This is a genomic window from Dyadobacter bucti (assembly GCF_005869225.1).
Taxonomy (GTDB): Bacteria; Bacteroidota; Bacteroidia; order Cytophagales; family Spirosomataceae; genus Dyadobacter; species Dyadobacter bucti.
Genome location: NZ_SWFP01000013.1, coordinates 22,850 through 47,844, shown reverse-complemented (window position 1 = coordinate 47,844; position 24,995 = coordinate 22,850). Strand labels below are relative to the sequence as shown.

Sequence of the window (24,995 nt, the reverse complement as noted above, 5' to 3'; positions counted from 1 at the left end):
TCTTCAAAAGAAAAATATTGAATGGAAATGAAAAAGAAACTTATCATCATATACGCGCTTCTGCTTGGCATCGCCTTTGCCTGCAACGACGACTCCCTGGAAAAGGTAAACCCCAATGGCGTTACCGTAGATGGATTTTATAAAAACGGAGCGGAGCTTTCGAGCGGGGTCACCAGTGTGTATTCCATGCTGAAATCCAATAACCTTGTGGCCCGTGAATGGTTTTTTAACCACGACTTGCGGAGCGACGATGTGGCTGCCGGTGGCGGGCAGTTGGAAACACCCCGTAACCAGTTGCTGCTCGGAACACACGATACAGGAAACGGGGTGATGGGTACCGTTTGGCTCGCCTATTACCGCCTGATCCATCGTGCCAATTCGGTTGTCGATAATTCCGAAAAGGTCACCGACCTGGCAGACGCGGATAAAGGCAGACTGCTCGCCGAAGCCCGTTTCCTCAGAGCTTTTGCATATTACGAGCTGGCTGCCATGTGGGGCGATGTGCCTTTGTATAAGAATTACGTTTTGACAGTCGACGGAAGCTTACCGCGCACACCGGTTGACGAAGTGTATGCCTATGTGATCTCTGAACTTCAGGCTGTACAGGCCCTGCTTCCCGCTACCTATGACGCCGCCAATCAGGGCAGGGCTACCAAAGGTGCTGCGCAGATGTTGCTCGCCAGGGTGTATCTTCAGAAAGGCGATTATGCCAATGCCAAAACCGAACTTATGAAGATATACGATTCAAAAGTATATGCGCTGGTAGACAACTACAATGACAACTTCCTGGAAGAGACAGAGTTCAACAAAGAATCTATTTTCGAGGTTAATTTCTTCCCGTCCGGCGGTGTGTACAACTGGGACGGGGACGGAAACGGCGCAACAGCCGGAACGGAGACCGTAAGAACCCAGGAATATTCGGCTATTGGCTGGCGGAACGTAATTCCTTCAAACAGCCTGCTCGCAGAATTTGAAAAAACAACAAAAGGCGATGCCAAAACAGATCCGCGCTATGACGACTCTTTCTACTTTTCAGGAGAGAAATACAACAACGGCGCGAGTACTCTGACCGACGGCCAACAAAACGGAAACTCATCTGTAGTGGACGGGGTCACCATGAAAGTAAGCTGGCAGAAATATTCGCTCATGTACAAAATGAACGAGTCGTTCCTGACCGGCGGGATCAACCAGCGGATTATGCGTTATGCGGAAACACTCCTTGCCCTGGCTGAGGTGGAAAACGAGGCTGGCAATATTGCCGAGGCGGTGAAATATCTGAACATGGTCCGCGCACGGAAAAGCGTAAGCATGCCGCCGTACCCGACTGCAAAATTCCCGGTTACTACCAAAGACCAGGTTTTTGCGGCCATAGTGCATGAAAAGCGCGTAGAGCAAAGCGGCGAACAAATCCGCAACCGGGATATTTTACGGTGGAGAAAGCTTGGAAAGCTGAAAGTGGAACCACTGGCATATTTCCAGGCCAACAAACATGAGCTGTTACCGATCCCGCAGCAGGAAGTTGACAACAACCCTAAAATAGAGCCCGGCGACCAAAACCCCGGATACTGATCATTTCGATTGTAATATGACTATAAATGACATTACCGATTGGTGTCATTTATAGTCATATTTACGTAAATACAACTTTTTACCCCCATGAAAATAATCCGGCTTCCTGGCTTTCTGATTTTGGTCGTTGCTTTTTTTTCAGGATGTGGCGAAAAAAAGGACCATCTTTTCATCGCCCGTAATTCAGGAGAAACGAAGATCAGCTTTGCCAATACATTAACCCCGAACGATTCCATCAATCCGTTCACTTTTACCAATTTTTACAATGGCGGAGGTGTCGGAATCGGTGATGTGAACAATGATGGGAAACCGGATATTTTCTTCGGAGGTAACCAGGTCAGCAGCAGGCTATATGTCAGCCACATAGACACGCTGGCCCAAAAGTGGGAATTCGAAGACGTTACAGAACAGGCAGGAGTGCAAACCAGTCGCTGGTGCACCGGCATTTCAATGGTGGACATCAACCAGGACGGACTGCTGGATATTTATGTGAGTGTGGCAAAACACCAGCGCATGGCCAATTCCGAAAATCTGCTGTTCATCAACCAGGGATTGGATCAAAATAAAAAACCGGTGTTCCGCGAAATGGCAGCGGCATACGGGCTGAACGACAACGCTTTCACCGTTCAGACTGCCTTTTTCGACGCGGACCTGGACGGCGACCTGGATGCCTATCTGATGAATACCGCTCCTGATCTCCAGAATCCAAACTATCTGCGCAAAACCTATGACGACGGATCGTACCCGAGCACTGGCAGGCTTTATATGAATGAAGGCATTGGAAACAATGGCCTTCCGGTATATACCAATATTTCAAAAGAGGCAGGTGTACGGTTTGAAGGACTTGGGCTCGGGCTGGCGGTCAGTGACCTCAATAAAGATGGTTTTCCAGATATCTATTGCTCCAATGACTTCATCAGCAGCGATATCCTTTACCTCAATACAGCATCAAAAAACAATCACAAACCTGCTTTCGACAATGTGATCAGGGAGGCTACCGCACACACCAGCCTTTACGGCATGGGACTCGACATTGCCGATATCAATAACGATACTTACCCGGATATTTTCCAACTGGACATGCTTCCCGAAGACAACTACCGGCAAAAGAAAATGCTGGCGGGCCAGGATTATGACCGGAAACAAATGAGCATTTCGGACCAGTACGGATACCAGCTGCAATACATGCGCAATATGCTGCAACTGAACCTGGGAGTGCATTCGGGGGAGCAAAAGACCGGTGCACCTATGTTCAGCGAGATCGGGTTACTGGCCGGTGTCGCTAAAACGGACTGGAGTTGGGCGCCGCTGATCGCAGATTATGACAACGACGGCCTGAAGGATATTTTTATCACAAATGGGTATCGCCGCGACGTTACCGATCGTGATTTCATTCAGTTCAAAGAGGACTTTTCAAATTTTGGCACCAATAATTTCAAACAGCAAAATGCGCTCGAACTGATCGAAAAAGTACCGGAGGTGAAAATCGCCAATTATGCATACAAAAATTCCGGTGATCTCACTTTTTCAGATGCCTCCAAAAACTGGGGACTGGATGTACTTGCCTACTCCAACGGCGCTGCTTACGCGGACCTGGACGGCGACGGCGATCTTGACCTGGTAGTCAACAACATTGATTCAGAAGCATTTGTATACCAAAATACCAGCAAAGAAAAAGATCAGACCAATGCGCTCAGCATCATACTTGAGGGTGACAAGGGAAATTTACAGGGCATCGGCAGTAAAGTTACGATCTGGACCGGCGGCGCGGCGCAATATGCGGAAATGAGTGTGATCCGGGGTTTTCAATCTTCTGTAGACCCGGTGCTGCATTTTGGCACAGGAAACAAAAAAGAGATCGATAGCCTGGAAGTGGTATGGCCGGGAGGGTTAACCCAGAAACTCTTTAAAGTTGCGGCGAACAAGCGGCTTGTACTTTCGCAAAAAGACGCAGCAAATGGCGTCAGACAACCGTTGAAACCCGCCAATGAGGGATACTTTACCGATATTTCGGATGAGATTAATCTGGGATTCCTGCACGCGGAATCCAGTTATGTTGATTTCAAAACCACTGCCACTTTGCATAAAATGCTCTCAAAGGGCGGTTTCCCGATTGCCGTCGCCGATGTTAACAGCGACGGCCTGGACGACATTTTTGCGGGAGGTAGTTACAAGGCGGGCAAGCCGACGCTTCTTTTGCAGCAACCCTCCGGCCGGTTCGAAAAACGTGCGGTTTCCGCCGATTCCCTGCATGAAAATATTGCTGCCACATTCTTTGACGCAGATGGTGACAAGGATCCGGACCTGATCATTGTCAATGGGGGCAATGAAGAGCCAGCCGCGGATAAATCGTTTTACGCCGTCCAGCTTTATATCAACGACGGCGCGGGCAATTTTGCCCTTTCATCTTCCGGTACCCTGCCTGATATCTCAGTAAGCGGCTCGTGTGTGGTTGCCAATGATTTTGATAAAGACGGGGACCAGGATCTTTTTGTCGGCGGCCGGCTTATTCCCGGAAAATATCCGCTTCCAGCCAGGAGCTACCTCCTGCGGAACGATTCAAAAGCAGGGAAACCGGTATTTACGGATGTTACCCAACAATTTTCGCCGGGTCTGATGCATGCCGGGATGGTTTGTGCGGCCTTGTGGGCAGATACCAACAAGGATGGGTTCGACGACCTCGTACTGGCAGGGGAATGGATGCCGGTGCAGGTGTATGAAAATAAAAATGGCAGATCCTTTCATCCTCAGAAAAAAGAAAACGGCTTAAACCAGCACACCGGCTGGTGGAACAGTCTCGCTGCCGGAGATTTTGACAATGATGGTGATATCGATTTCATTGCTGGTAACGAAGGATTAAATACCTTTTACAGGGCTTCGGAAAAAGAACCTATCCGTATTCTTGCAAAAGACTTTAACAGTGACGGCACGTTTGACCCGCTGATGGGCTATTACATACAAGGGACCCGCTACCCAAGCGTTCCCCGGGACGCACTCAACCAGCAGGTGATCCAGTTCAGAAGGAAATTTCAACACTACTCAGACTATGCCCAGGTGAGGTATGATGATCTTTTGAACAGTGAAGAAAAGAAAGACGCCTATGCAGCCGAAGTCACCCGTTTACAGACTTCTTACATCGAAAACCTGGGCGACGGCAATTTCAAAATGCATAGTTTGCCCGTAGAAGCCCAGAAAGCGCCTGTCTTCGGAATTGTGACCCTGGACGTCAATGAAGATGGGCACACCGATCTCGTCCTGAGCGGAAACTTCTTCCCGAACGAAGTCAATATGGGCAGGCAGGATGCATCAGTAGGGTTACTGCTGCTCGGTAATGGCAAAGGCGGTTTTTCCCCTGTCAGCTGCGCGCAGAGCGGACTGATACTGCGTGGCGACGCGCGTAAAAGTATTTTGATGAGGGGAAACGAAAATCAGCAGTGGTTGCTAACGGCGATCAATTCAAGCGGGATCAGCATCAACAGATTTAATCAAAAAAGCAGTGTAGACCCTAAGCGCAAACTTGTAGCCAGCAGCGCGGATCAAAGATGAGCCTGTAAAATGATGTGAACTAATTCGCGTATTCGATATTCCGTTCGTGTAGCAGTGGCAAACGCCGCCACAGGTCATACCTGATTTTGATCTCCACAATTTGGGGAACAATTCACAGCAGGTGGGGAATATTGCCTGATGCCGTAATTGTTTTTTCTCACAAAGAGAAAAAAATATGATTAAACTGCCAGTTATATAAGACAAAAATCGCAAAATCACCTGCCCGGCATAAGAGGAATTTTGCCCGTCTTATTATTGAATTTGTCCGTTTTGCATGAGCAGCCTCAAAAAACCGGCGTTTTTTGACGATTTTTAACAAAAAGTTATACGGGTGGAGTCCGCTGATTTTCCGGGGAACAGTTTTAATTCCTTTGATAAATAGGAATTAGAGACGAAAAACCGGGATGAATTGGAATGCAGTTGTATGGCTGAACTCTCATCAGTGTTATAAAATAGAACCCTCAATAGTAACAGTTGCACTATGCTATGAACAGCAAGGGCAGAATGAAGCCCGTGCCCGATAGTTTCATAGTGATGATGCAGGCTTAAACAATTGAGAAGAATTGTAATAATTGTTTCTTTTTCTATTGATAAACCTAGGATCGTATACTGTCAAACGTTATAAAAAAAGCAGTTTACCAAAAGCTAATTTCCTTATTTCTCAACTTTATTATTTATGAAAAAGTCAAACATTTTTGTCTACATCGAACTGTCCAAATTTACCAATAGCCTGACGACAAACCTGGCACTTTGCAAGCAATATCTTAAATCACAAGCCAGTTATTTTCAGGTAATTCCGTCAAAATATTTTTCAATAGATCTCTCAGAGGAATGGGACAGTATCTGTGAGCTTGTTGTTAAAAAAGGCCCGAGGCTTGACGAAGACGGACAAATAATCAGAAGCGCAGCGGTAAATACAATTGATCAGATGTCTGAACAGGAGTGCCTTGCGGTGTCCAACCGGATTTTTAAACTTCACGAAAAAGTTAAGCAGGAATTTTCCCAATTCGATGTGGCTTAGTGAAAGTTTTGAACAGGATAAAAACATTGGAGAAAGAATTGAAATGAAAAGCTTAGTCCGGCCTAATCTAAAAAGAGTTGGCTTTTATAGTTTGACCAATCCGGAATCCGGATTACAAAAGTTTTTGAGTAAACCCCTTCATTTCTTAACATTAGCTTTGAATATGAATAAGGATGCTTCAAGCCATTTCTTTCCTGAATTCCGTCATCCCTCTCCGGAATTAATACGATTTTTGCAAGCCGACAAGCTCTTTACGATTTTACTGAAAGACGGGAGTGTCATCCATTTCGAGCCGTCCAACACCCGGGATTTCAAAAAGTGGCTGCTGTGCCATAAAATAGAGGATGTAAAAGATTCTGCGCGGAAAACACGCTCCGCCGATACATTGTAACAAACGGACACTTCGTTCACCAAAGCGGAACAGCTTATATCAGGCCTGTTCCGCTTTTTTTGCGTCCAATCTCAAAAATACATCGAAAATACTTCTCCAGCGAGCCGCAAAAATCAAACGGCCGGATTAAAATAAATAGATGAAATCCGCCCCAGCTATGCCGGATTTTCGTTTATTTCCGGGAATAATTGACATCCCAAATGTTTATGCTATTTAAGAATAAATTGCTGCAGTTAACAGGTCTGATTGCAGTAACATTGATTTCAGTAAAGTCGGCTCAGAGCCAGACCGTTTCTGTGGCAGATTTTGGTATCATGCCCGATACTTATGAAAATGTAACCCTAGGAATTCAAAATGTTATTGATTACGCCTTAAAGCATAACCAGCCAAGACTCGTTTTCCCCAAAGGACGTTACGATTTCTGGCCGGAAGGCGCAACCCGTGCAAAGTACTTCGTTTCCAATACTTCTACCGAGCAGGAGGATTCTTCCAAGGTGAAAACCATCGGTATGCTGTTTAAAAATGCCAGAAACCTGTCAGTTGACGGAAATGGTTCCCTCTTTGTTTTTCATGGAAAAATGACGACGGTTGTCCTGGATCATTGTGAAAATGTGACGCTGCAAAACATTGAGGTGGATTTCGAACGTCCTACCATGTCGGAAATGCGTTATGTAAAAAGTCAGGAAGGAACAGACATTGAGATCCATCCCGATTCCAGATACTCGGTTGTTGACGGCAAACTGATATGGCATGGCGAAGGGTGGAAAACCAGCCATTTCCATGCCGTTGAATTTGACACTACGCTAAAAACCATGCGTTACGCTGACTGGGGCACTTTTAATAAAAGCAAAGCAACTGAAATCCGCCCCAACCTGATCCATTTTGACACCCCCGAATCATTCAAAACCAAACCCGGCAATGTCCTCACTGTTCGCGACATCATTCGCGATCAGGTCGGGATGTTCATTCTTGAAAGTAAAAATGTCAATCTGGAAAATGTAGGGATGCACTACATGCATGGGCTCGGTATCGTGAGCCAGTACACCGAAAACATCACCATGCGCCGGGTTACATGTGCGCCCAGGCCCGACTCCAAACGGATAGTAGCGTCCTCGGCTGATTTTATGCATTTTTCAGGTTGCCGCGGGAAAGTCACTATTGAAAATTGCCGGTTTTCAGGTGCGCACGATGATCCCATCAACGTACACGGGACCAATTTGCGCATGACTGAGAAATTAAGTAACAACAAGTTAAAGTTGCGGTTTATGCACGGCCAGAGCTATGGTTTCAATGCATTTTTCCCCGGAGATACTGTGGCTTTTGTTCACGCGGCGTCAATGATCCGGTTTGAAAAAGGCCGGGTAAAATCGGTAGAGAGACTTAGCGACAGGGAAATTGCGGTAACATTTGAAAACAACGTTCCCGACGGCTTGGAAGCGCACGACTGCGTTGAAAATATGACCTGGACACCGGAAGTGCTGATCCGGGGCAATCATTTTACCCGTACCAACACCCGTGGCGTTTTGCTTACGACACCCAGAAAAGCGATCGTGGAAAACAACACATTTTTCCGGACGGGCATGAGCGCGATCCTGATCGAAGCCGATGCCGAAGGCTGGTACGAATCCGGGCCCGTGCGCGATGTGACCATCCGAAACAATGAGTTTGTGGATTGTGCCTACCAGGGCGGGCCAGGCAATACGATCATTGCCATACATCCGTCGAACAAGATAGCAGATGTAAAAAAGCCGGTCCATTTCAATATTAGAATTGAAAACAATGTCTTCAAAACTTTTGACTATCCTGTTTTGTATGCAAAAAGCACGCAGGGGTTGATTTTCAATAATAATACGATTGTCCGCACGCATGATCTGGCCCCTCAGTCGGAAAATAAAGGGATGTTTTATCTCAACGGCTGCTCCGACGTTCAGATCTCAGGAACCAAACTGGAGGGAGATGTACTTGGCAAAAACGTTCGCCTGGAGAATATGCGGAAGAGTGACTTTAAACTTAGTGGCCCAGACAAGATTATTTTGGAGTGATGCTCCCACGGATGCACGGATTTTCACGAATTTTTTTTATCCGGATCGGGCGCATAATTTTGACTTTTATATACAAAACCTGCATTATGAACATTTGCTTGACAAGACTTTTCACAGTACTATGTCTACTTTCCCTGACCGATCGGGTTCTGGCTCAGAAAGAACCGCTAAGACTTTGGTATAATTCTCCGGCAAAGGACTGGATGACCGAGGCGCTCCCCATAGGAAACGGTCACATTGGCGCCATGTTCTTCGGCGATCCTGACGAAGAACGCATACAATTTTCGGAAGGAAGCTTGTGGGCAGGCGGAAAAAATGCGAACGCCGAATATAATTTTGGTATCAAAGAAGGGGCATATCAATACCTTCCGAAAGTCAGAGAGCTGCTGGCGGCCGGTAAAACGGAGGAAGCGCACAAACTGGCCAACAAGGAAATGACCGGGGCTATTCATGAAAAAAAGGAGAATACACCCAGCAGCGATTTTGGGGCACAACAAACCGCGGGAGATTTATTTGTAAAAGTGTCCCACACAGGCCCCATCAAAAAATTCCACCGGGAACTGAACATATCGGATGCTGTCGGAAAAGTTACCTATGAGGCCGGTACCGGAAAGTTTACGAGGACATTCTTTGGCAATTATCCGTCCAAAGTGATGGTGTACAAATTCACATCGACCGCCCCGGAAACTTATACGATCCGTTTTGTTTCTCCGCATCAAAAAGATTATGAGCAGTTTACAAAAAATCAGTACACCTTCGGAGGAAGCCTGAAAGACAATCATCAGGAATTTGAAACAACTTATCGAATTGATACCGATGGGAAACCTGGTTTTAATGACGGGATACTAACCATAACCGGTGCCAAAAAAGTGACGTTAATACACACCATTGCAACCGATTACCTGATGCAATTTCCAGCTTACAAGGGGAACGATTACAAAAAAGCCAACAAAACCGTCATGGCCGCGGCGGCGGGCAAAACTTTCGAAAAGCTGCTGGCCGAGCAACAAAAAGATTACCATAATCTCTTTAACCGGGTATCACTGAGCCTTGGAAAACCCGCGCTAAAAAGCATTCCGACAGACCAAAGGCAAAAGGCTTACTATGCCGGGCAGGCTGACTCGGGCCTGGAAGAGTTGTATTTCCAGTACGGGCGTTATCTGATGATATCTTCGACGCGACCCGGCACAATGCCCATGAGCTTGCAGGGAAAATGGAACGACAGCACCAACCCGCCGTGGGCGAACGATTATCACACCAACATTAACGTGCAAATGCTCTACTGGCCAGCTGAGGTAACCAACCTTTCGGAATGTCACCTGCCGCTGATTGATTTTACAAAATCTATTGTAGAGCCCGGCAAGCTTGCGGCAAAAGAGTTTTTCGATACCAGAGGATGGATCGTCAATACTATGCTGAACGCCTACGGTTATACCGCTCCGGGCTGGGATTTCCCCTGGGGATTTTTTCCAGGAGGAGCTGCCTGGTTGTCGCAGCATTTGTGGGAACATTATGCTTTCACGGGCGACAAAACTTATCTTAAAAACACCGCCTACCCTATCATGAAAGAAGCATCCCTGTTCTGGATGGATTACCTGACCGACGACGGCAAAGGAAACCTGGTGTCCGCCCCCTCGTACTCTCCCGAGCAAGGCGGCATATCTACAGGCGCAACCATGGACCACGAAATCGCCTGGGATATACTGACCAACACCATTGATGCAGCCGCAGTGCTCGGCACGGACGCCGATTTTGCCCAAAAAGCAAAAACTATCCGGGATAAAATTTTACCGCTCCAGATCGGAAAATGGAAGCAACTCCAGGAATGGCGGGAAGACGTGGACGATTCAACAAACAAACATCGTCACGTTTCGCACCTTTTTGCACTACATCCGGGAAAACAGATTTCACTAACTCAAACACCAACCGAAGCACAAGCTGCAAAAGTCAGTCTGAATGCGCGTGGCGATGATGGTACCGGTTGGTCGCTGGCGTGGAAAGTTAATTTCTGGGCGCGGTTGCAGGATGGAAACAGGGCGCATAAGCTCTTTAAAAGTGTAATGCGGCCGGTAAGCAACAAGGGCACAAATATGTCCGACGGCGGCGGTTCTTATGCCAACCTGCTGTGCGCACACCCCCCATTTCAGCTGGATGGTAACATGGGCTCCACTGCCGGCGTAGCCGAAATGCTCCTGCAGTCACAAACCGGCGTTATAGAACTGCTTCCTGCATTACCGGAAGCCTGGCCGACAGGACAGGTTAAGGGTCTTAAAGCCAGAGGAAATGTAACCGTAGACGAAACCTGGGAAGCCGGAAAACTCAGTACGGTAACGCTTTTATCCCAAACGACCCAGGAAAAGACCATCCAATACGGCTCCAAAATAACCAAAGTCTCACTGGTAAAAGGGCAGGCTAAGACTCTGAAGGCAGAGGATCTTAATTAGGAGAAAGGATAAAGCGGACGAAAGGGGACGAAACGGAGAAAAGGGAGAAAGCAATTTTCTCCATCCTCCCCTTCCTCCTTCCTCCCCAATTCATTCATTCAACCTTCAAACTCTTTACCGGATCCAGTAAGGCAGCTCTAATGGCCTGATAACTTACTGTCAACACAGTAATTAAGAGAGCTCCGGCGATGGAAGATGCGTATATCCACCAGGAAATTTCTGTACGGTATTCATATTTCTGCAACCATCCGCTCAGGAAATGATAAGCGATTGGTATGGAAACAACACAGGATATCATTACCAGCAACACGAAATCGCGGGACAGCAAGGCCCAAAGATTAGCGACCGACGCACCGAGCACTTTGCGGATCCCGATCTCTTTGGTACGCTGCTCGGCAGTAAACGATGCAAGTCCGAACAGTCCAAGGCAGCTGATCAGGATTGCCAGCAATGCAAATGCCGATGCCAGTCTCGCAATGCGCTCTTCTGTCGCAAATTTCCGTGCATACTGCTCATCCGAAAACTTGTAATCGAACGGGCTTCCGGGGTTAAATCTTCTGAAAACTGCTGCTACCTTGTCCAGAGATTCCCGCGCCGGCAAAGCCGGGTTCAGTTTGATATTGATCACATTTGCCCAGCCGTAATTGACCATAAAAACAGTTGGAAACACAGGGTTAAAAGGCGAATCCATGATCATGTCCTTCACCACACCGACCACATTATACGGTACATCATGCCACTTCACGGTTTTGCCAATGATATCCTCCGGCTTGTGTTTTCCCATGTACCTCAGAGCCGATTCATTCAGCACCATACCCAGAGAATCCGTCGTAAACTGCCTTGAAACATCCCGTCCGCCTACAAATTGCCAGCCAATCGTTTTACCGAAATCATGGCTCATACCAATTGTACCGAAAGATTCTTTAAAATCGGGGGCTTTTCCCTCCCAGTCGAACCCGCCATTCGTAGAATTCAAATCAGTGGCGGGAGTGGACGAGGTCGACATTTCCAGTGCGCCGCCGCTTTTCAGCAGTTCTTCGCGCAAAGCATTGTAGTGGCCGTACAGCTCAGGTGTATTCATGTTCACCGTTATGAGACCGTTGCGGTCATAGCCGATCGGCCGGTTTTTGGCATGCTCTATCTGCCTGTAAACAATGATTGTACCGATGATCAGCGTCACCGAAACTGTAAACTGGAGCACGACCAGCACCTTCCGCGGCACACCAGCAAAACGGCCTACATTGAAAGTGCCTTTTAATACTTTTACCGGCTGAAAAGACGACAGATACAAAGCAGGATAACTGCCGGAGATCACTCCCGTTATCACGCAAAAACCTACACTGAGCAGCCAGAAACCCGGACTTGCCCACGGGAAAGACATTTTTTTGTCGGCGACTTCGTTAAAAACCGGTAGCATCAGCACCACCAGTAAAAGTGATACCGCAAAAGCCATCGCAACCACCATCAGCGATTCACTCAGAAACTGGCCTATGAGTTGCGTCCGCATCGAACCAATCGCTTTGCGTATACCTACTTCCCTCGCCCGCTTTTCCGATCTTGCGGTACTCAAATTCATGAAATTGATAGAAGCCAAAAGCAACACAAACGTACCTATGATCCCGAAAAGCCACACATATTGAATACGCCCTTCGAGGTTTCCGGATTTGTCCCAGCCTGAATACAGATGCCATTGTTCCATAGGATGCAGGAACATAACCGGTTTAAAAAAAGCGGTTTCAGGAGCACGTTCCAGCTTGATATTTTTTATTTTATCCGAAACAACACCGAAATCCGAATTGGGGCTGATCTGTACCAGCGTCTGCCAGGAATTATTGTTCCACTCCACATTGTCCAGCGCAGTTTTCACCCAGTTCTGAGTAGCCACATACAAATTCCAGGGCGCAATAAAAGTCAAGTCCCTGAACTCGGTATTGTAAGGCAGATCTTCATAAACTCCCGTCACTTTCAGATCCATACGGTTGTCCATCCTGACAATCTTGTCCATCGGATTTTCAGGTCCGAACAATGCCTTTGCAACAGATTCTGACAACATGATCGACGATTGGTCTTTCAGGCCGGCACGTGTGCCACGAAGCATTTTCAGCGTCAGCATATCGGGCGCTTCCTCGCTCAGGTAATTTCCTTTTTTTGTAAACTTTCTGTCACCATAGGCCAGGATATGCTCCCCGGTCCACGACGACATTACAACATACTTGAAATCCGCCCCGAAGTTTGTTTTCAGCTCATTGCCGATCGGTGCAGGCATGTATTCACCCTTGAATTTTTCACCGTTAAACTCTCCGCTTTGCATCAATTTCGCGATCCTGCCATAATTTTTATGGTACTTGTCGTATGAAAATTCATCGAGTATCCATAAACCGATCAGTATGGTTACAGCCATTCCCGCTGCCAGGCCACCAATATTGATGGCTGAGTACCCTGTATTTTTCAAAAGGTTACGGAAAGCGATTTTGAGATAATTAGTTAACATATATCAGAGCTTATTAGAGTGCCACTAATGATTTTATGCGATTGTCGAAGCGAATTTCCGTGTAGACTTCAAATAGTTTGCCAAAAGAAAAAAATCTTATATGTCACTAATTTACAATACATTAAAAAAGATAAATCACACAAACAATGTCCGCTATCGGACACCATTCGTGCGATTTAAACTTCCAGGTTTTAAACCAGCCCTGCAAATATTTCTAGGCAGCAGCTTCCGTATATTTTTTAAAATTATCAAGAATAGCCTGCCACCCTGCCTTCTGAAAATCAGCGGGATGTGTATTTTCCGGATCAAAAGTTTCAACCACCTTTGTGGTGTCCCCGTCGCCGGAGAATGAGACTTTCACTTTCCGCCCGTCTTCCATTGTGTAAGCGATCAGGCTGTGTTCCGTTACGTCGGTATAAGTACCCCCAAAATCAAAGCTGAAGCTGCCATCCTTTGCCGCCATGGTTGTCTTGAATTTACCATCCTTACGAAGATCGTTATCTGCGTAAGGTGCATGCCAGTCGTCCGACGCAAAGGTCCAGCCGGTGATGTGGTCCGGCTCAGTCCAGCATTTCCACACCTTTTCTACTGGTGCATTCACTGTTGTTTCTACTGTAATGGCTGTTTTTTCTGATGTTTCCATGATCGTTATTTTCGTGATTTGTTAATTCAACCTTAGATGCAAATTTATGTGGCGCCTTCAAAAGCGAGAATGGGTGAATACGACATTGTTGGAGGCGTATTGCGACAATACTGTCACGGACACCTTTTTCAGCCCGTCTCCGGGATTTATTATCCGTTTTCCATTGTATTAAAAGATAAATTACCAGAATTATATCAGTCGAATACAAAATAAAATAGCATGGAGTTAGGAATAAGTACCTTCGGAGAAGTGCAGCCCGACGGATTGCCGGGGAAGGCAGTAAATGCCCGCCAGCGTATGAAAGAATTGCTGGAAGAAGTAAAACTGGCAGATGAAGTCGGCCTGGATGTATATGCATTCGGCGAACATCACCGGCCCGACTTTGTCATATCTGCCCCGGAAGTGATCCTGGCCGCCGCCGCGGCTGTTACCAAAAACATAAGATTATCGAGCTCGGTGACCGTTCTCAGTTCAGCCGATCCGGTGCGGGTTTTTCAGAATTTTGCCACTGTGGACCTCCTCTCGGACGGACGTGCGGAAATCATGGCCGGTCGCGGTTCTTTTATTGAATCCTTCCCCCTTTTTGGTTACGATCTCAGCGATTACGACGCACTGTTCACAGAAAAACTCGACCTGCTGCTTAAAATCAATCAATCCGAAACTATTACCTGGAATGGAAAATTCCGGGCACCAATCCCTGGCAGAGGCATATATCCCCGTCCGATCCAGGAGTCCATCCCGGTGTGGCTGGCTGTGGGAGGCACACCTGCATCGGCAGTACGCGCCGGGAGAATGAACCTTCCTATGGCCCTGGCGATTCTTGGAGGCCGTGCCGACCAGTTCGTGCCGTTTGTGGATTTGTACCGGGAGTCAGCACAAAAAGCCGGCCATGATCCCTCAAAGCTAGAACTGGCCGTCAGTTCCCAGTTTTACGTTGCCGACAACTCCGACCAGGCGGCCGACGAGTTCTATCCATCCTACGAAATACTCATGAACCGGGTGGGCCGCGAACGCGGGTGGGAACCGCTTAACCGCTCCAAGTTTGAATACAACCGCAATTATGGCCCCCTCATGGTGGGCAATGTCGAAGAAGTTACGGAGAAAATCTTGCATCAGCACGAGCTGTTCGGGAACACAAGATTCCTTGCGCAGCTGGTGACAGGTTACATTCCGCACGCGAAAGTACTTCGGGCAATAGAATTATTTGGAACAAAAGTGGCGCCTGCCGTTCGGAAAGAATTAGGCGTAACCCATCTGTAAATGATCAGGTTCGGTCATTTTTCGCCCTTTAAGGTATGCCGGGGCTACATTTATTATTCAGAAAAAAGTAATTTTTTTCTTCTTTGGAGTTGCATCTTAAATTTCAAAAATCTACTTTTGCACCACCATCAGCAATGACGGAATTTAAATCAATAAGAAAGTTAATTACATCGCCGTAAGGCATTGATATACAATCTTATAAAGCAATAAATGTGGTTGGCAACAATTACAAATAGCACTAACAGTTGGCAGTTTTGTTTGGCTATTCAATTTAAATTTCGACCTGTGTTTAAAAGCAGGTAACAGCCAAAAACGATTCCGTAGCTCAGCTGGTAGAGCAATACACCGCGCGGCGTCCGCTTTTAATGTATGGGCCCTGGGCCTTTTACCTTAACTGCACAAACTGATATTGAACAGTAAATCAATAATAGGATTCCGTAGCTCAGCTGGTAGAGCAATACACCGCGCGGCGTCCGCTTTTAATGTATGGGCCCTGGGCCTTTTACCTTAACTGCACAAACTGATATTGAACAGTAAATCAATAATAGGATTCCGTAGCTCAGCTGGTAGAGCAATACACTTTTAATGTATGGGTCCTGGGTTCGAATCCCAGCGGGATCACTTGAAGAAATAACAAAAAGCATCAAAAGCCTGCAAATCAACAGATTAGCAGGCTTTTTTCTTTTCCGGATGTGCCAAAATATTCAATTTTTCACAAATTTTTGGTGAGTAATTCGGTGAGTTCGGAGATCTGCAAATTTTACTCACCAGAATCGCTGTAACTCATTGTATGCGAAGATGTTTACGGCGTAAACATCTTGTGCTGATTAGGCTTGCAAGACTACTTTTGTTCAACTTTTAACCTGAAAAAGGTATGAAAACAAAGATCAGTCTGCTTTTCTATTTGAAGAAGCCGAAGAATTATCAAAAAGGGCCTGTACCAATTTACTTGCGGATTACGGTTGAAAGTAAAAGGGTGGAATTTACCACCGGACGAGAATGTGAGCCCAGCCGGTGGAATGCGGTTGCTGGCAGAGTGACTGGCGCGAAAGAGGCCGTGAAGTCTGTTAATGCCTATCTCGGTAATCTCGAACAGCAATTGTTAGATGCCCACGCCGCCCTGGTTCGTGACGATGCTTTGATAACCGCGGAGACAATCAAAAACAAATTTCTTGGCGTGGGTCCTAAGCAGCGGTTACTGATGACAGTGATCGCTGACCATAACGAGCGAATGAAGGCGTTGGTCGGCCAAGAATATGCGATAGGCACATTCAACCGCTATAAGGTTTTGCAGCGCCATACATTGGCATTTTTGAAAGAGAACTTCAATACCACTGAATTTGACATCAGCCGTATCGATTTCGCTTTCATCGCAAATTACGAGTTCTACCTGCGCTCTGTCCGCCAGATGGGCAATAATGCAGTGGTGAAGCACATGAAAATGTTCCGCAAGATCGTAAACCTTTGCCTCGGCAATGGCTGGATGAACCTTGATCCGTATTTGAACTTCAAAGGCAAGTACAAGAAAGTCGATAAGGCGATCCTGACCAGAGCCGAGCTAGATTTAATGGCCACTAAGGAATTCGCGAGCGATCGGCTCACTCAGGTTCGAGACACTTTTCTCTTTTGTTGTTTCACCGGCCTGGCTTATCGGATGTTCAGAAACTCGAAAAAGGTCAGATAGTAAGGGGAATTGATGGCGAGCAATGGATTTTCACCCAGCGGAAGAAAACGAACGTCAAATCGCATATTCCACTACTGCCGGAAGCGCTTCAAATCATCTACCGATACAAAGACCATCCGCTCTGTGAATCTCGCGGCCTCGTGTTGCCTGTACCGAGCAATCAGAAGATGAACGACTACCTAAAAGAAATCGCCATAATCTGCGGGATTGACAAGGTTCTTACTTCACACGTCGCCAGGCATACTTTCGCGACGACTGTTACCTTCCAAAATGGTGTTCCGATTGAGAGTGTTTCTAAAATTCTTGGACATACTAACATTCGTACATCACAGATCTATGCGAAGATCCTGGATACCAAGGTTAGTGAAGATATGCAGGCTTTAAAGGGACGGCTTTCCAAGCGATCTGGCACGGAAGGTTAGCGCTGCACCTTCTCTCTCACGACCCCTCCTAATTGTGAAAGGGGATCGCGAGAGAGAAAGTGAAAATAGCAAGGCGAAAAGATAATTCGCGGGACTATTTCGTGTTTCAGGAAATTGGTAGACCTTTCCTGCCATCAGCCTCTTATCACTGACGTTATCATCTGACGGTGAATCAACCTATTGCAAACCGTTAGTAATAATCAACAGACAAGAGCTCCGACCTTATCTGTTCGGCTCCATTTATTGCGTCGGTAAAGCCAATAATTCTTCCAGGGGTCGCGCTAAAACGATAAAATTTTCCGTCTTGGAACACAATTGTATACAACGGTAAAAATGACAAGATTGGTCTAATTGTCTTCAAATCCTCTTTTCGATACCGAATCTCACCTCGAACATTAACAATAACTATGTTCGAATGGTCGTACTTTACACCTGAGAATGCAAAGATTAAATACATCCACAATAGCAAGGATGACGTAAGAAAGATGAATACCCATGTGTCACTGTTGTCGCAGATAGCCGAGACAAATAGCCAAAAGAAAATTATGCATATCACTATCAGAATCAATCTGATCTGCAATACTGAGCCTTTTGCGCCAATATATTTATACACCTTATTTCAGTTTTCGTAAGTGCAATTTAATCAAGATACATCATTTTACATAGTTTAGATTGAATCTCATATCCATCATTCCCTGAACGAGCTTATAACTTTTCCTTTGTGTGTTTGCCAAGTAGATTCACAGCTTTTAAAGTATCGATTGCCTCTTAACCGCAATCGGCCAGATGTCAGATTGTGTCACAATCTAATCTGGCCCGCCCAAACGCTCCGGAGTCGCTGGCGGGAGAATTTTATAAATATTCTGAGATCAGGAAAATAAACTTTGCGAATGTATCACTCAATTGAGAGATTTTTGCTTAGTTACAACAAACACAATTATGTTGAATATGGGTTTCGTAAAAAGCATTCTGGGCATAAAAGGCAAGCCAATCCAAAACTGTTCAGACTTCTGGAAATGGTTTGCAGAAAATGAGAGGAAATTTTTCAAAGAAGTTCAAAGTGGCCAGAATATAGAAAAATATTTTTTCAACAAACTCTCGGAGAAACTGGAAGAACTGCGGGATGGATACTTTTATCTAGCGGGCATGTATGACGATAATACTGCGGAGCTCATTTTGACAGCCGATGGGAATGTAAAAAATATAGTGTTTGTAGAAGAGCTTGTTCAGTCCGCCCCTCAGTTAGCTGGATGGAAATTTACAGCCTTAAAACCCGCTACGGACATCGAGAATGTTTCCATTTCAATGGCCGACTTAGAATTTCATTCAGATAATTTATTCTTTTATGCCAACGACCACAGCGACTATCCGGATGAAATTGATGTTTGCATCGTCCATAGTGATATGACAGATGAAAATCGTGAGCAGATAATCAGGGGAATCTATATCTTTTTGGAAAACTATTTAGGAGAACTTGACTTTGTAAACAATATTGACAATCTGCAAGTCATTGCTAAAAATGAAGCACAAGGAGAGTTGTTTCCTATTGGCAAGTTGAAAGACTTTTTAGGTTGGAGAGCAAAAGAATTTGTGGAGAAATATGAGGGCACCAGATATGATACAAATGAAGATGAGTATTCAATTTTGGAAGCTGAATTAGAGAATGGTAGCCCCCTCTTAGCAGTGATCAATTCAAAGTTGCTTGCGTGGGATAGGCAAGCTTCGCATCCTTGGTTAGCCATTGTGACGATAAATTATGATGGAAGTGAAAGCAATGGTCTGCCGAACAGTGTCGACTATGCGTTAATGAATGAGATTGAGGATGAAATTATGACGTATCTAATTGATAGCGAGGGATTTTTGAATGTCGGAAGGCAAACTGCGAAAAATGAGAGAGATATTTATTTCGCTTGCAAAGATTTCAGAAGGCCATCCAAGATATTTGATGAGATTCAACGTAAGCATCACAATAGCTTTGAAATCCAATATGACATTTTTAAGGACAAATATTGGCAAACATTTGAGCGATTTAGACAAAATTAGTTGACCAGCTTAGTTGTCAAGCATACCTGATCCAAATTCCATCCTGACCTTAGCTAGGTAGTTTTAATAATTCCTATCTTTACAACAATTGCAAGCCAGTCACTGCAAGTTGGTGAGTGACAAGGTGAGTATAAGATTTAGCCGGAGGTAAGTACTTGATAAATAATTTGTTATCTCAAAAACTATGATCCCAGCGGGATCACCAAATTGACACTATTTCATAAAGAATTAGTTCAGAGTATTCGAAGAGGCCTTTCTAAGCAATTAGAAGGGCCTTTTTTTATTTTTTTGCCGTTTGGTAACTCGCGCCTGCCGGTGAATAATCATGATAATCGTGCAAAAGATAGATCGTGAACTGACTGGTATTATAAGAGGTACTGAACTATCTATCAACCAATTAATACCTTTTTCTACACCGCTATGCTTAAAAAACATATCCCTCTCAGAATTAATTTCCGGCCTAAAAAACAGGTAAAAGGAAACAACGCATTCATTTATTGCCGCATCAAACTGAACGGCGTGGACGCTACCGATTTTTCAACCCACATCCGGCATACCGACCACTGGGACCAGGCCAGCCAGCATTTCAATTGCAAGGAATACCAGTTCGAGAATGATCAGCTTTCTGAAATTATCGATGACATCAAGCTCATCTACAAGGAACTGAAAAGAAGTAAAGACGATATCACAGCGCATCATCTGCGAAACACGTATTGCAGGCGATCAGAAAAACGAACATTACTGAACTGCTACGATCACCACCTCACAGTATTCTCAAAAAGACTGGGAGCCGAGGCTACAATGGCGGAACGAGGAAGGGCCACAAGAGCATGGATCGTATTATCAGGAATTATCTTGCCTACCTCAAACGAAAAGATATCGACCTCCTTGAAATCCGCCTGGCGTTTGGGAAAGGGTTTGTCAGCTTCTAAAGGATGAAAAGCAGTACTCGCAAAATTACATCGTACGAAACGCAAGCCACCTGAAACGAATACTTGACCAGGCGCAGGCTGACGGCTACTTGTCGACAAACCCCCTATCTCAATTGAATGAAGAAAGGGAGGAACCGGGGCAGATCCTATTTTATACGGAGCATGAACTGGCACTGATGACGGACAACCCTCTTCTGACCCACCATCTCGAGAGAGTGGTAGACGCTACCCTATTCCAATGCTACACCGGCCTGGCCTATTGTGATCTCAAACGCTTTGATGCCAGGAAGCATATTGTACAGTTACAGGGCCGCGACATCATCCAGTTCACCCGCCAGAAAGGGGATGCACCGTTTACGATCCCCGTTCTGCCGCAAGCCCAGCGGCTATTGAGCAAATACACCGGCCAAATTCCAATCATCTCCAACCAGAAAATGAATGAGTACCTGTTCTTCTGATCGAAGTGTACATTTTTAAGTGCCCTTCGACGAGTTTATTGAACAAAAAAGTGCCTATGAATTAATCACAGGCACTTTTTTATAATCACGACCAATTAAGAACAGTTCATTTCAACCACCGAATTTCTGAAATCCTCCAAGTGGTGACATAAGAGTTGAAAAGAAAAACACAAATGCTTTACTTTCCCATAACTTTATTCCAATCGTATTTTTCTTTTGCCGCAGTGTTTCGATTGGACAATTCTGAAAGCATTTTGGATATCGAGGATTTATCAAGCCATTGTCCATTTACGACAACTCCGGCAATTCGCTTTGTATTTTTTATGTCTTCGAGCGGATTAGCATCAAGTAAGACAAGATCCGCGCGTTTACCTTTTTCAACCGTTCCAATTTCGCCTTCTAGTCCAAGCCAGATCGCGGGAAGGCTTGTTGCCGAACACAACACCTCTTCCGGAGTCAAGCCAGCTTCTACTAATTGCTCCATTTCATCATGCATTGAAAAGCCAGCCACAACTCCTGAAACTCCTGTGTCGGTTCCTGTTACAATCGGCACACCCATGCGTTTAAATACGCGAACCAGCCTTTTATTAAAATCAACCATTTTCTTAAAATAATCCCGGCGCTCTGAGGTGGTATCCCGATGGTAGTTATTAGCGGTCAACCATTTGCTCTGCAAGAGCGGGTGTACATATTGAAGCGTCGGTAACGAGCGAAGCTCCTCAAGAGAACGAACCTGGCTTGAAATCCATGATAAGGCTGTTAAGGTTGGAGTCAGCCAGGTTCCATTCTCTTTTGCCATCACTGCAAATTGCTGGGCGTCTTGTTCACTAAAATCTTTCGAGTGCTTGGCGAATTCCTCAGCATGCGCTACCATTCCAAAGTAAGGAACGAAAGCCCGTTTCAACTTTCCTTGAAATGCGTCAGGAATATGCCCGATGGTTTTTAATCCCTGGGCGTGGGCCTCATCGATAATTGCTTGATAAGTGTCAACATTTAGGGCTGAATACACTTTTATAAATTCGTATCCTTCGGCCTTTGCACTGCGGACAGCCTGACGCCCATCACTGGCAGTATTTACCTTTCTTCCCGTCCCCTGCCCCCCGTCAATGAGGGCAGCAAAAGCCATTCTAGGTCCAGTAACATTACCCCTGGCAATCGCATTTCTCTGGGAAAAAGAGCCCGTAGTTGCGTTTAGGTTGAATATTGTGGTAACGCCATTAGCTATAAAAGGCGTCATGAGATCTTGAATATCGAAGAAAACAGAGGCTTCTTGCGTAGGAAGCTTTGCACCAATATGAAAGTCTGTGGGTACATGTACATGCATATCTATAAAACCTGGAACAAGCCATTTACCTTTGCCTTGAACAATCTCCACCCCTTGTGGAATCTGTCCATTTATAGATTCTATTCTATTATCCCTAATTACCACAGTAGCACTATGAATAACCTCGTTCTTCCCAGTCATCGGAATAATATTTACATTCTTGATGGCATATGTTGCCTTATTCCTCCTGGTTCCCTGGATGCCATGAAGCTTTATAGGTAAGGCACCACACAACATGGTGACCAAGAAAAAACTTACCGAAATACTATAAAAATGTTTGTTGCTCATTTCTAATTGGATCAGATTATTAGAGACAAACTTACTATTTATTTAGTTTTCTGATATTCAAATGGTTATAGTCAACTTACTATAGTGCCATTGTTAGATCTTCTCTTGAAATTTGATGGCCAAAGAAATTCGATTATGAACGGAATAGATCTTTAAAAAAGCACAATAGATATGCTCAAAATCTAGTCGAATGAAACGTGAAGAGATTCTGGTGCCTAGAAGTACAGAAAAACCACCGAATAATTGGCCGACTCATTCCAATAAACAGAATCCATACATGCAGTTTTTCCTCTATTTGTGCATGTCTCATCTATTTGGGGAACTTCTGATATTGAGACATTGATTTGTGAGACCGCAATCAAAGAATGTTTGTTCCCGTTACAAATGGACAGAAAATATCGGTTTGGGATTATTCCTTTTTCTTAGCCAAGTAATTATACACTGTTCCATAAGCAACTCCGAACTGTCAACTGGGGCTGCTGCCGTTTATGGAGACCTCGCAAAGCTCTTTTGTAGATTGCGAAACGATTCAGGTAAGCGGGTCGGCCATTGTTCAGAAGTGATGGGTTGGTGTCTGGGTCAGGTTTATTCAGCACAAAATAGCGTAGTCACTTCCGGCATTCTTACTGATATGCGCCGACACAGGAGAAAAAGACGCTCAACCGGATGGGTAGCACAGTAAGTAGTAAAGCCGGTTGCGGTACCAATTTAACATCCCTGTTCTGACGGTTCATAGCCAACTTTTCTCGTTTCGGTGAGCAAGCAGTTGGGTCGATGACACAAGTAGGTAAGCTTTGTACCCATCCCGTCGGCAGCGATAGCCGTTCCCGCATCGGTTACTCCTCTTTTTTTAACCAAGATATGGCCATGAAAATTACCGGCCTTGTACTGGTCATCATCGTGTTATTGCTGGCCGGCTTCAGTGCCTACCGAACTGGTCGATCTGGATAAATTGCACCCCGAGCGTACCATGGGATACTACGGTGCTGTCGGATCGTGAGGTGGGGGCTATCTACGACCCATCCAGCCTGCTTTCAGACAAGGGATATAGTTACCCGGAACTCGCGCCCGTCATCTTCGATGATAGGTGCGGGCAGGTTGAGCATCTGGTACTTGGTCAGTATGTTGCTTAGGCCCACGCCGTTGGACATATCCCGATGGGGCTTGCGTTGCAGGTTGTTGCTGACCGTCAGGCGCTGTTGTTCGGTGGTGCTAAGCGTAATAGTCAGGGGCTCTTCAGGCAGGATGACGTTATGCTTCACGGCATTTTCAATAAGCAGTTGCAGCGTTAAGGGCGGCAGATGCAAGGCCTTCAAACCGGGCTGGATGTGCGTAACGAGCGTTACTCCATCGCCGTGACGGGTCTTCAACAGATGATAGTACGAGTTTATAAACTCTAGTTCATTAGTCAGCGGCACTAGGGCTGTCTCATTGCTTCGGAGAAGATACCGATAGACTGAACTTAGCTCATAGCAGAAGATTTCTGCTTTTTGAGGGTCTTCGCCAATCAAAGTCGTGAGGGTGTTGAGACTGTTGAAGAGGAAGTGGGGGTTCACCTGCTGGCGAAGGGCGTCCAGCTGGGCCTGTAGCTGCGCCTTGCTGAGCGTTTCTACCTCCTGACGTGATTGCTGCCAGTAGCCAAAATTGTAGATGTTTTCATAGGATACCGTAACAACAGCATCTGCGAGTAGCGTGAACAGTACGCAGAACATCAGCCGAAGAGGGTCGGGTACGAAACCGGGCAGGTCGATCCATTGATAAATAAAGTAGGCAAGGCCGAAGTGCAGACACGAACACGTGGCAGTACTCATATACTGCCTGATCGTTTTGGTCAAGTATTGGGCTGGTTCGGGGCTACTTTCACGCAGTCTGGGGACGATAAACCCGTTGACCATGAAGTTACTGATGGAAAGGATCACGATAATGCTTGATGCCAGGCCGAATGTGCGCCAGTTTTGCCAATAAACCGTACCAATAAGTATCCAGTTTATAAGGCCGCAGCAGAGCGGGATGATAGCGACTTGCAGGAGTATAAAATACCGGGAGTTAGCGGGCGATTTCATCGAAATGTCGAAAGATTCAGGTAGTCAAAGCTACTGAACGCTGCCTGAATAACCAATTACTGTTCGTCCGACACCAGCCGGTAAACCTGTTCAAAGCCGCTTCGCCAGCGGCTTTGAACGTTTCATCGGGTTACTCGTTGATGCCTGAAAAACAACAGGCCAATTTTGGGCCATTGACTTACCTATTACTCACAAAATCAAAACACAAGTACGATGGACTTTACATACCCACATGGCAATTATGACTCTCACGAGACGTCAGTTTTTTGCGATCGGCGATAGCTGTACCCGAACCTTCTTGAAAGGCCAAAAAAGTGTATCGTTTCGATATTTCAGAAATTAATGTGAAATTTTCAACTTGCAAATATTCCTAA

16 protein-coding genes and 1 tRNA gene are annotated in these 24,995 nt (G+C 45.7%); 13 read left to right on the top strand and 4 right to left on the bottom strand.

From position 1 onward, the window contains the following. The first annotated feature begins 27 nt into the window (after positions 1-27). The 6 genes from FBF61_RS30450 to FBF61_RS30425 all read left to right on the top strand — a co-directional run bounded on the left by FBF61_RS30450 (position 28) and on the right by FBF61_RS30425 (position 11,013). The gene (locus tag FBF61_RS30450; RefSeq protein ID WP_138484684.1) at positions 28-1,569 is read left to right on the top strand and encodes a RagB/SusD family nutrient uptake outer membrane protein; all 1,542 of its coding nucleotides are present in this window, start codon (positions 28-30) and stop codon (positions 1,567-1,569) included. 87 nt (positions 1,570-1,656) lie between these two features. Beyond that, entirely contained in the window at positions 1,657-5,115 is a 3,459-nt protein-coding gene (locus tag FBF61_RS30445; protein WP_138484682.1) for a VCBS repeat-containing protein, read from the top strand. Between the two features lie 676 nt (positions 5,116-5,791). Then, positions 5,792-6,136, top strand: coding sequence for a hypothetical protein (locus FBF61_RS30440; protein WP_138484680.1), 345 nt, complete (start codon positions 5,792-5,794; stop codon positions 6,134-6,136). 163 nt (positions 6,137-6,299) lie between these two features. After that, entirely contained in the window at positions 6,300-6,527 is a 228-nt protein-coding gene (locus FBF61_RS30435; protein WP_138484678.1) for a hypothetical protein, read from the top strand. A gap of 206 nt (positions 6,528-6,733) precedes the next feature. Continuing rightward, positions 6,734-8,569 (top strand): right-handed parallel beta-helix repeat-containing protein, encoded by a 1,836-nt coding sequence (locus tag FBF61_RS30430; RefSeq protein ID WP_138484676.1) that lies wholly within the window; start codon positions 6,734-6,736, stop codon positions 8,567-8,569. 86 nt (positions 8,570-8,655) lie between these two features. After that, on the top strand, positions 8,656-11,013 hold the full coding sequence (locus FBF61_RS30425; protein WP_138484674.1) for a glycoside hydrolase family 95 protein: 2,358 nt from the start codon (positions 8,656-8,658) through the stop codon (positions 11,011-11,013). 94 nt (positions 11,014-11,107) lie between these two features. Here the strand turns inward: FBF61_RS30425 and FBF61_RS30420 are convergent, their stop codons facing one another. Further along, positions 11,108-13,504, bottom strand: coding sequence for an ABC transporter permease (locus FBF61_RS30420; RefSeq protein WP_138484672.1), 2,397 nt, complete (start codon positions 13,502-13,504; stop codon positions 11,108-11,110). 214 nt (positions 13,505-13,718) lie between these two features. Then, positions 13,719-14,147 (bottom strand): SRPBCC family protein, encoded by a 429-nt coding sequence (locus FBF61_RS30415; RefSeq protein ID WP_138484670.1) that lies wholly within the window; start codon positions 14,145-14,147, stop codon positions 13,719-13,721. Between the two features lie 219 nt (positions 14,148-14,366). Here FBF61_RS30415 and FBF61_RS30410 point away from each other — a divergent pair, with 219 nt between their 5' ends. From FBF61_RS30410 to FBF61_RS30385, 7 genes are all read left to right on the top strand, one after another. Further along, the gene (locus tag FBF61_RS30410; RefSeq protein ID WP_138484668.1) at positions 14,367-15,407 is read left to right on the top strand and encodes an LLM class flavin-dependent oxidoreductase; all 1,041 of its coding nucleotides are present in this window, start codon (positions 14,367-14,369) and stop codon (positions 15,405-15,407) included. 548 nt (positions 15,408-15,955) lie between these two features. Then, positions 15,956-16,028 (top strand) — tRNA-Lys (locus tag FBF61_RS30405). 253 nt (positions 16,029-16,281) lie between these two features. Next, positions 16,282-17,091, top strand: a complete 810-nt coding sequence (locus tag FBF61_RS30400; RefSeq protein ID WP_229215296.1) for a phage integrase SAM-like domain and Arm DNA-binding domain-containing protein — start codon at positions 16,282-16,284, stop codon at positions 17,089-17,091. After that, entirely contained in the window at positions 17,034-17,513 is a 480-nt protein-coding gene (locus FBF61_RS35185) for a site-specific integrase (RefSeq protein ID WP_229215295.1), read from the top strand. Before FBF61_RS30400 ends, FBF61_RS35185 begins: the two co-directional genes overlap by 58 nt. A gap of 948 nt (positions 17,514-18,461) precedes the next feature. After that, complete coding sequence (locus FBF61_RS30395; RefSeq protein ID WP_138484666.1) at positions 18,462-19,556, top strand: DUF695 domain-containing protein; 1,095 nt, start codon at positions 18,462-18,464, stop codon at positions 19,554-19,556. Positions 19,557-19,976: 420 nt separating this feature from the next. Next, entirely contained in the window at positions 19,977-20,495 is a 519-nt protein-coding gene (locus tag FBF61_RS30390) for a hypothetical protein (protein WP_138484664.1), read from the top strand. A gap of 106 nt (positions 20,496-20,601) precedes the next feature. Continuing rightward, positions 20,602-20,946, top strand: coding sequence for a site-specific integrase (locus FBF61_RS30385; protein WP_138484662.1), 345 nt, complete (start codon positions 20,602-20,604; stop codon positions 20,944-20,946). 178 nt (positions 20,947-21,124) lie between these two features. Here FBF61_RS30385 and FBF61_RS30380 read toward each other — a convergent pair whose 3' ends face one another. Next, a complete protein-coding gene (locus tag FBF61_RS30380) occupies positions 21,125-22,558 on the bottom strand; it encodes an amidohydrolase family protein (protein ID WP_138484660.1) in 1,434 nt (477 codons plus the stop codon). A 1,034-nt stretch (positions 22,559-23,592) separates the two neighbouring features. After that, positions 23,593-24,621, bottom strand: coding sequence for a sensor histidine kinase (locus FBF61_RS30375; protein WP_138484657.1), 1,029 nt, complete (start codon positions 24,619-24,621; stop codon positions 23,593-23,595). Positions 24,622-24,995: the final 374 nt, after the last annotated feature.

Coding starts and splice junctions, on each gene's coding strand:
- FBF61_RS30420 (WP_138484672.1), bottom strand. CDS start 13,504: ATGTTAACTAATTATCTCAAAATCGCTTTCCGTAACCTTTTGAAAAAT.
- FBF61_RS30375 (WP_138484657.1), bottom strand. CDS start 24,621: ATGAAATCGCCCGCTAACTCCCGGTATTTTATACTCCTGCAAGTCGCT.
- FBF61_RS30425 (WP_138484674.1), top strand. CDS start 8,656: ATGAACATTTGCTTGACAAGACTTTTCACAGTACTATGTCTACTTTCC.
- FBF61_RS30435 (WP_138484678.1), top strand. CDS start 6,300: ATGAATAAGGATGCTTCAAGCCATTTCTTTCCTGAATTCCGTCATCCC.
- FBF61_RS30390 (WP_138484664.1), top strand. CDS start 19,977: ATGCTTAAAAAACATATCCCTCTCAGAATTAATTTCCGGCCTAAAAAA.
- FBF61_RS30380 (WP_138484660.1), bottom strand. CDS start 22,558: ATGAGCAACAAACATTTTTATAGTATTTCGGTAAGTTTTTTCTTGGTC.
- FBF61_RS30395 (WP_138484666.1), top strand. CDS start 18,462: ATGGGTTTCGTAAAAAGCATTCTGGGCATAAAAGGCAAGCCAATCCAA.
- FBF61_RS30400 (WP_229215296.1), top strand. CDS start 16,282: ATGAAAACAAAGATCAGTCTGCTTTTCTATTTGAAGAAGCCGAAGAAT.
- FBF61_RS30410 (WP_138484668.1), top strand. CDS start 14,367: ATGGAGTTAGGAATAAGTACCTTCGGAGAAGTGCAGCCCGACGGATTG.
- FBF61_RS30415 (WP_138484670.1), bottom strand. CDS start 14,147: ATGGAAACATCAGAAAAAACAGCCATTACAGTAGAAACAACAGTGAAT.
- FBF61_RS30450 (WP_138484684.1), top strand. CDS start 28: ATGAAAAAGAAACTTATCATCATATACGCGCTTCTGCTTGGCATCGCC.
- FBF61_RS30440 (WP_138484680.1), top strand. CDS start 5,792: ATGAAAAAGTCAAACATTTTTGTCTACATCGAACTGTCCAAATTTACC.
- FBF61_RS30445 (WP_138484682.1), top strand. CDS start 1,657: ATGAAAATAATCCGGCTTCCTGGCTTTCTGATTTTGGTCGTTGCTTTT.
- FBF61_RS30430 (WP_138484676.1), top strand. CDS start 6,734: ATGCTATTTAAGAATAAATTGCTGCAGTTAACAGGTCTGATTGCAGTA.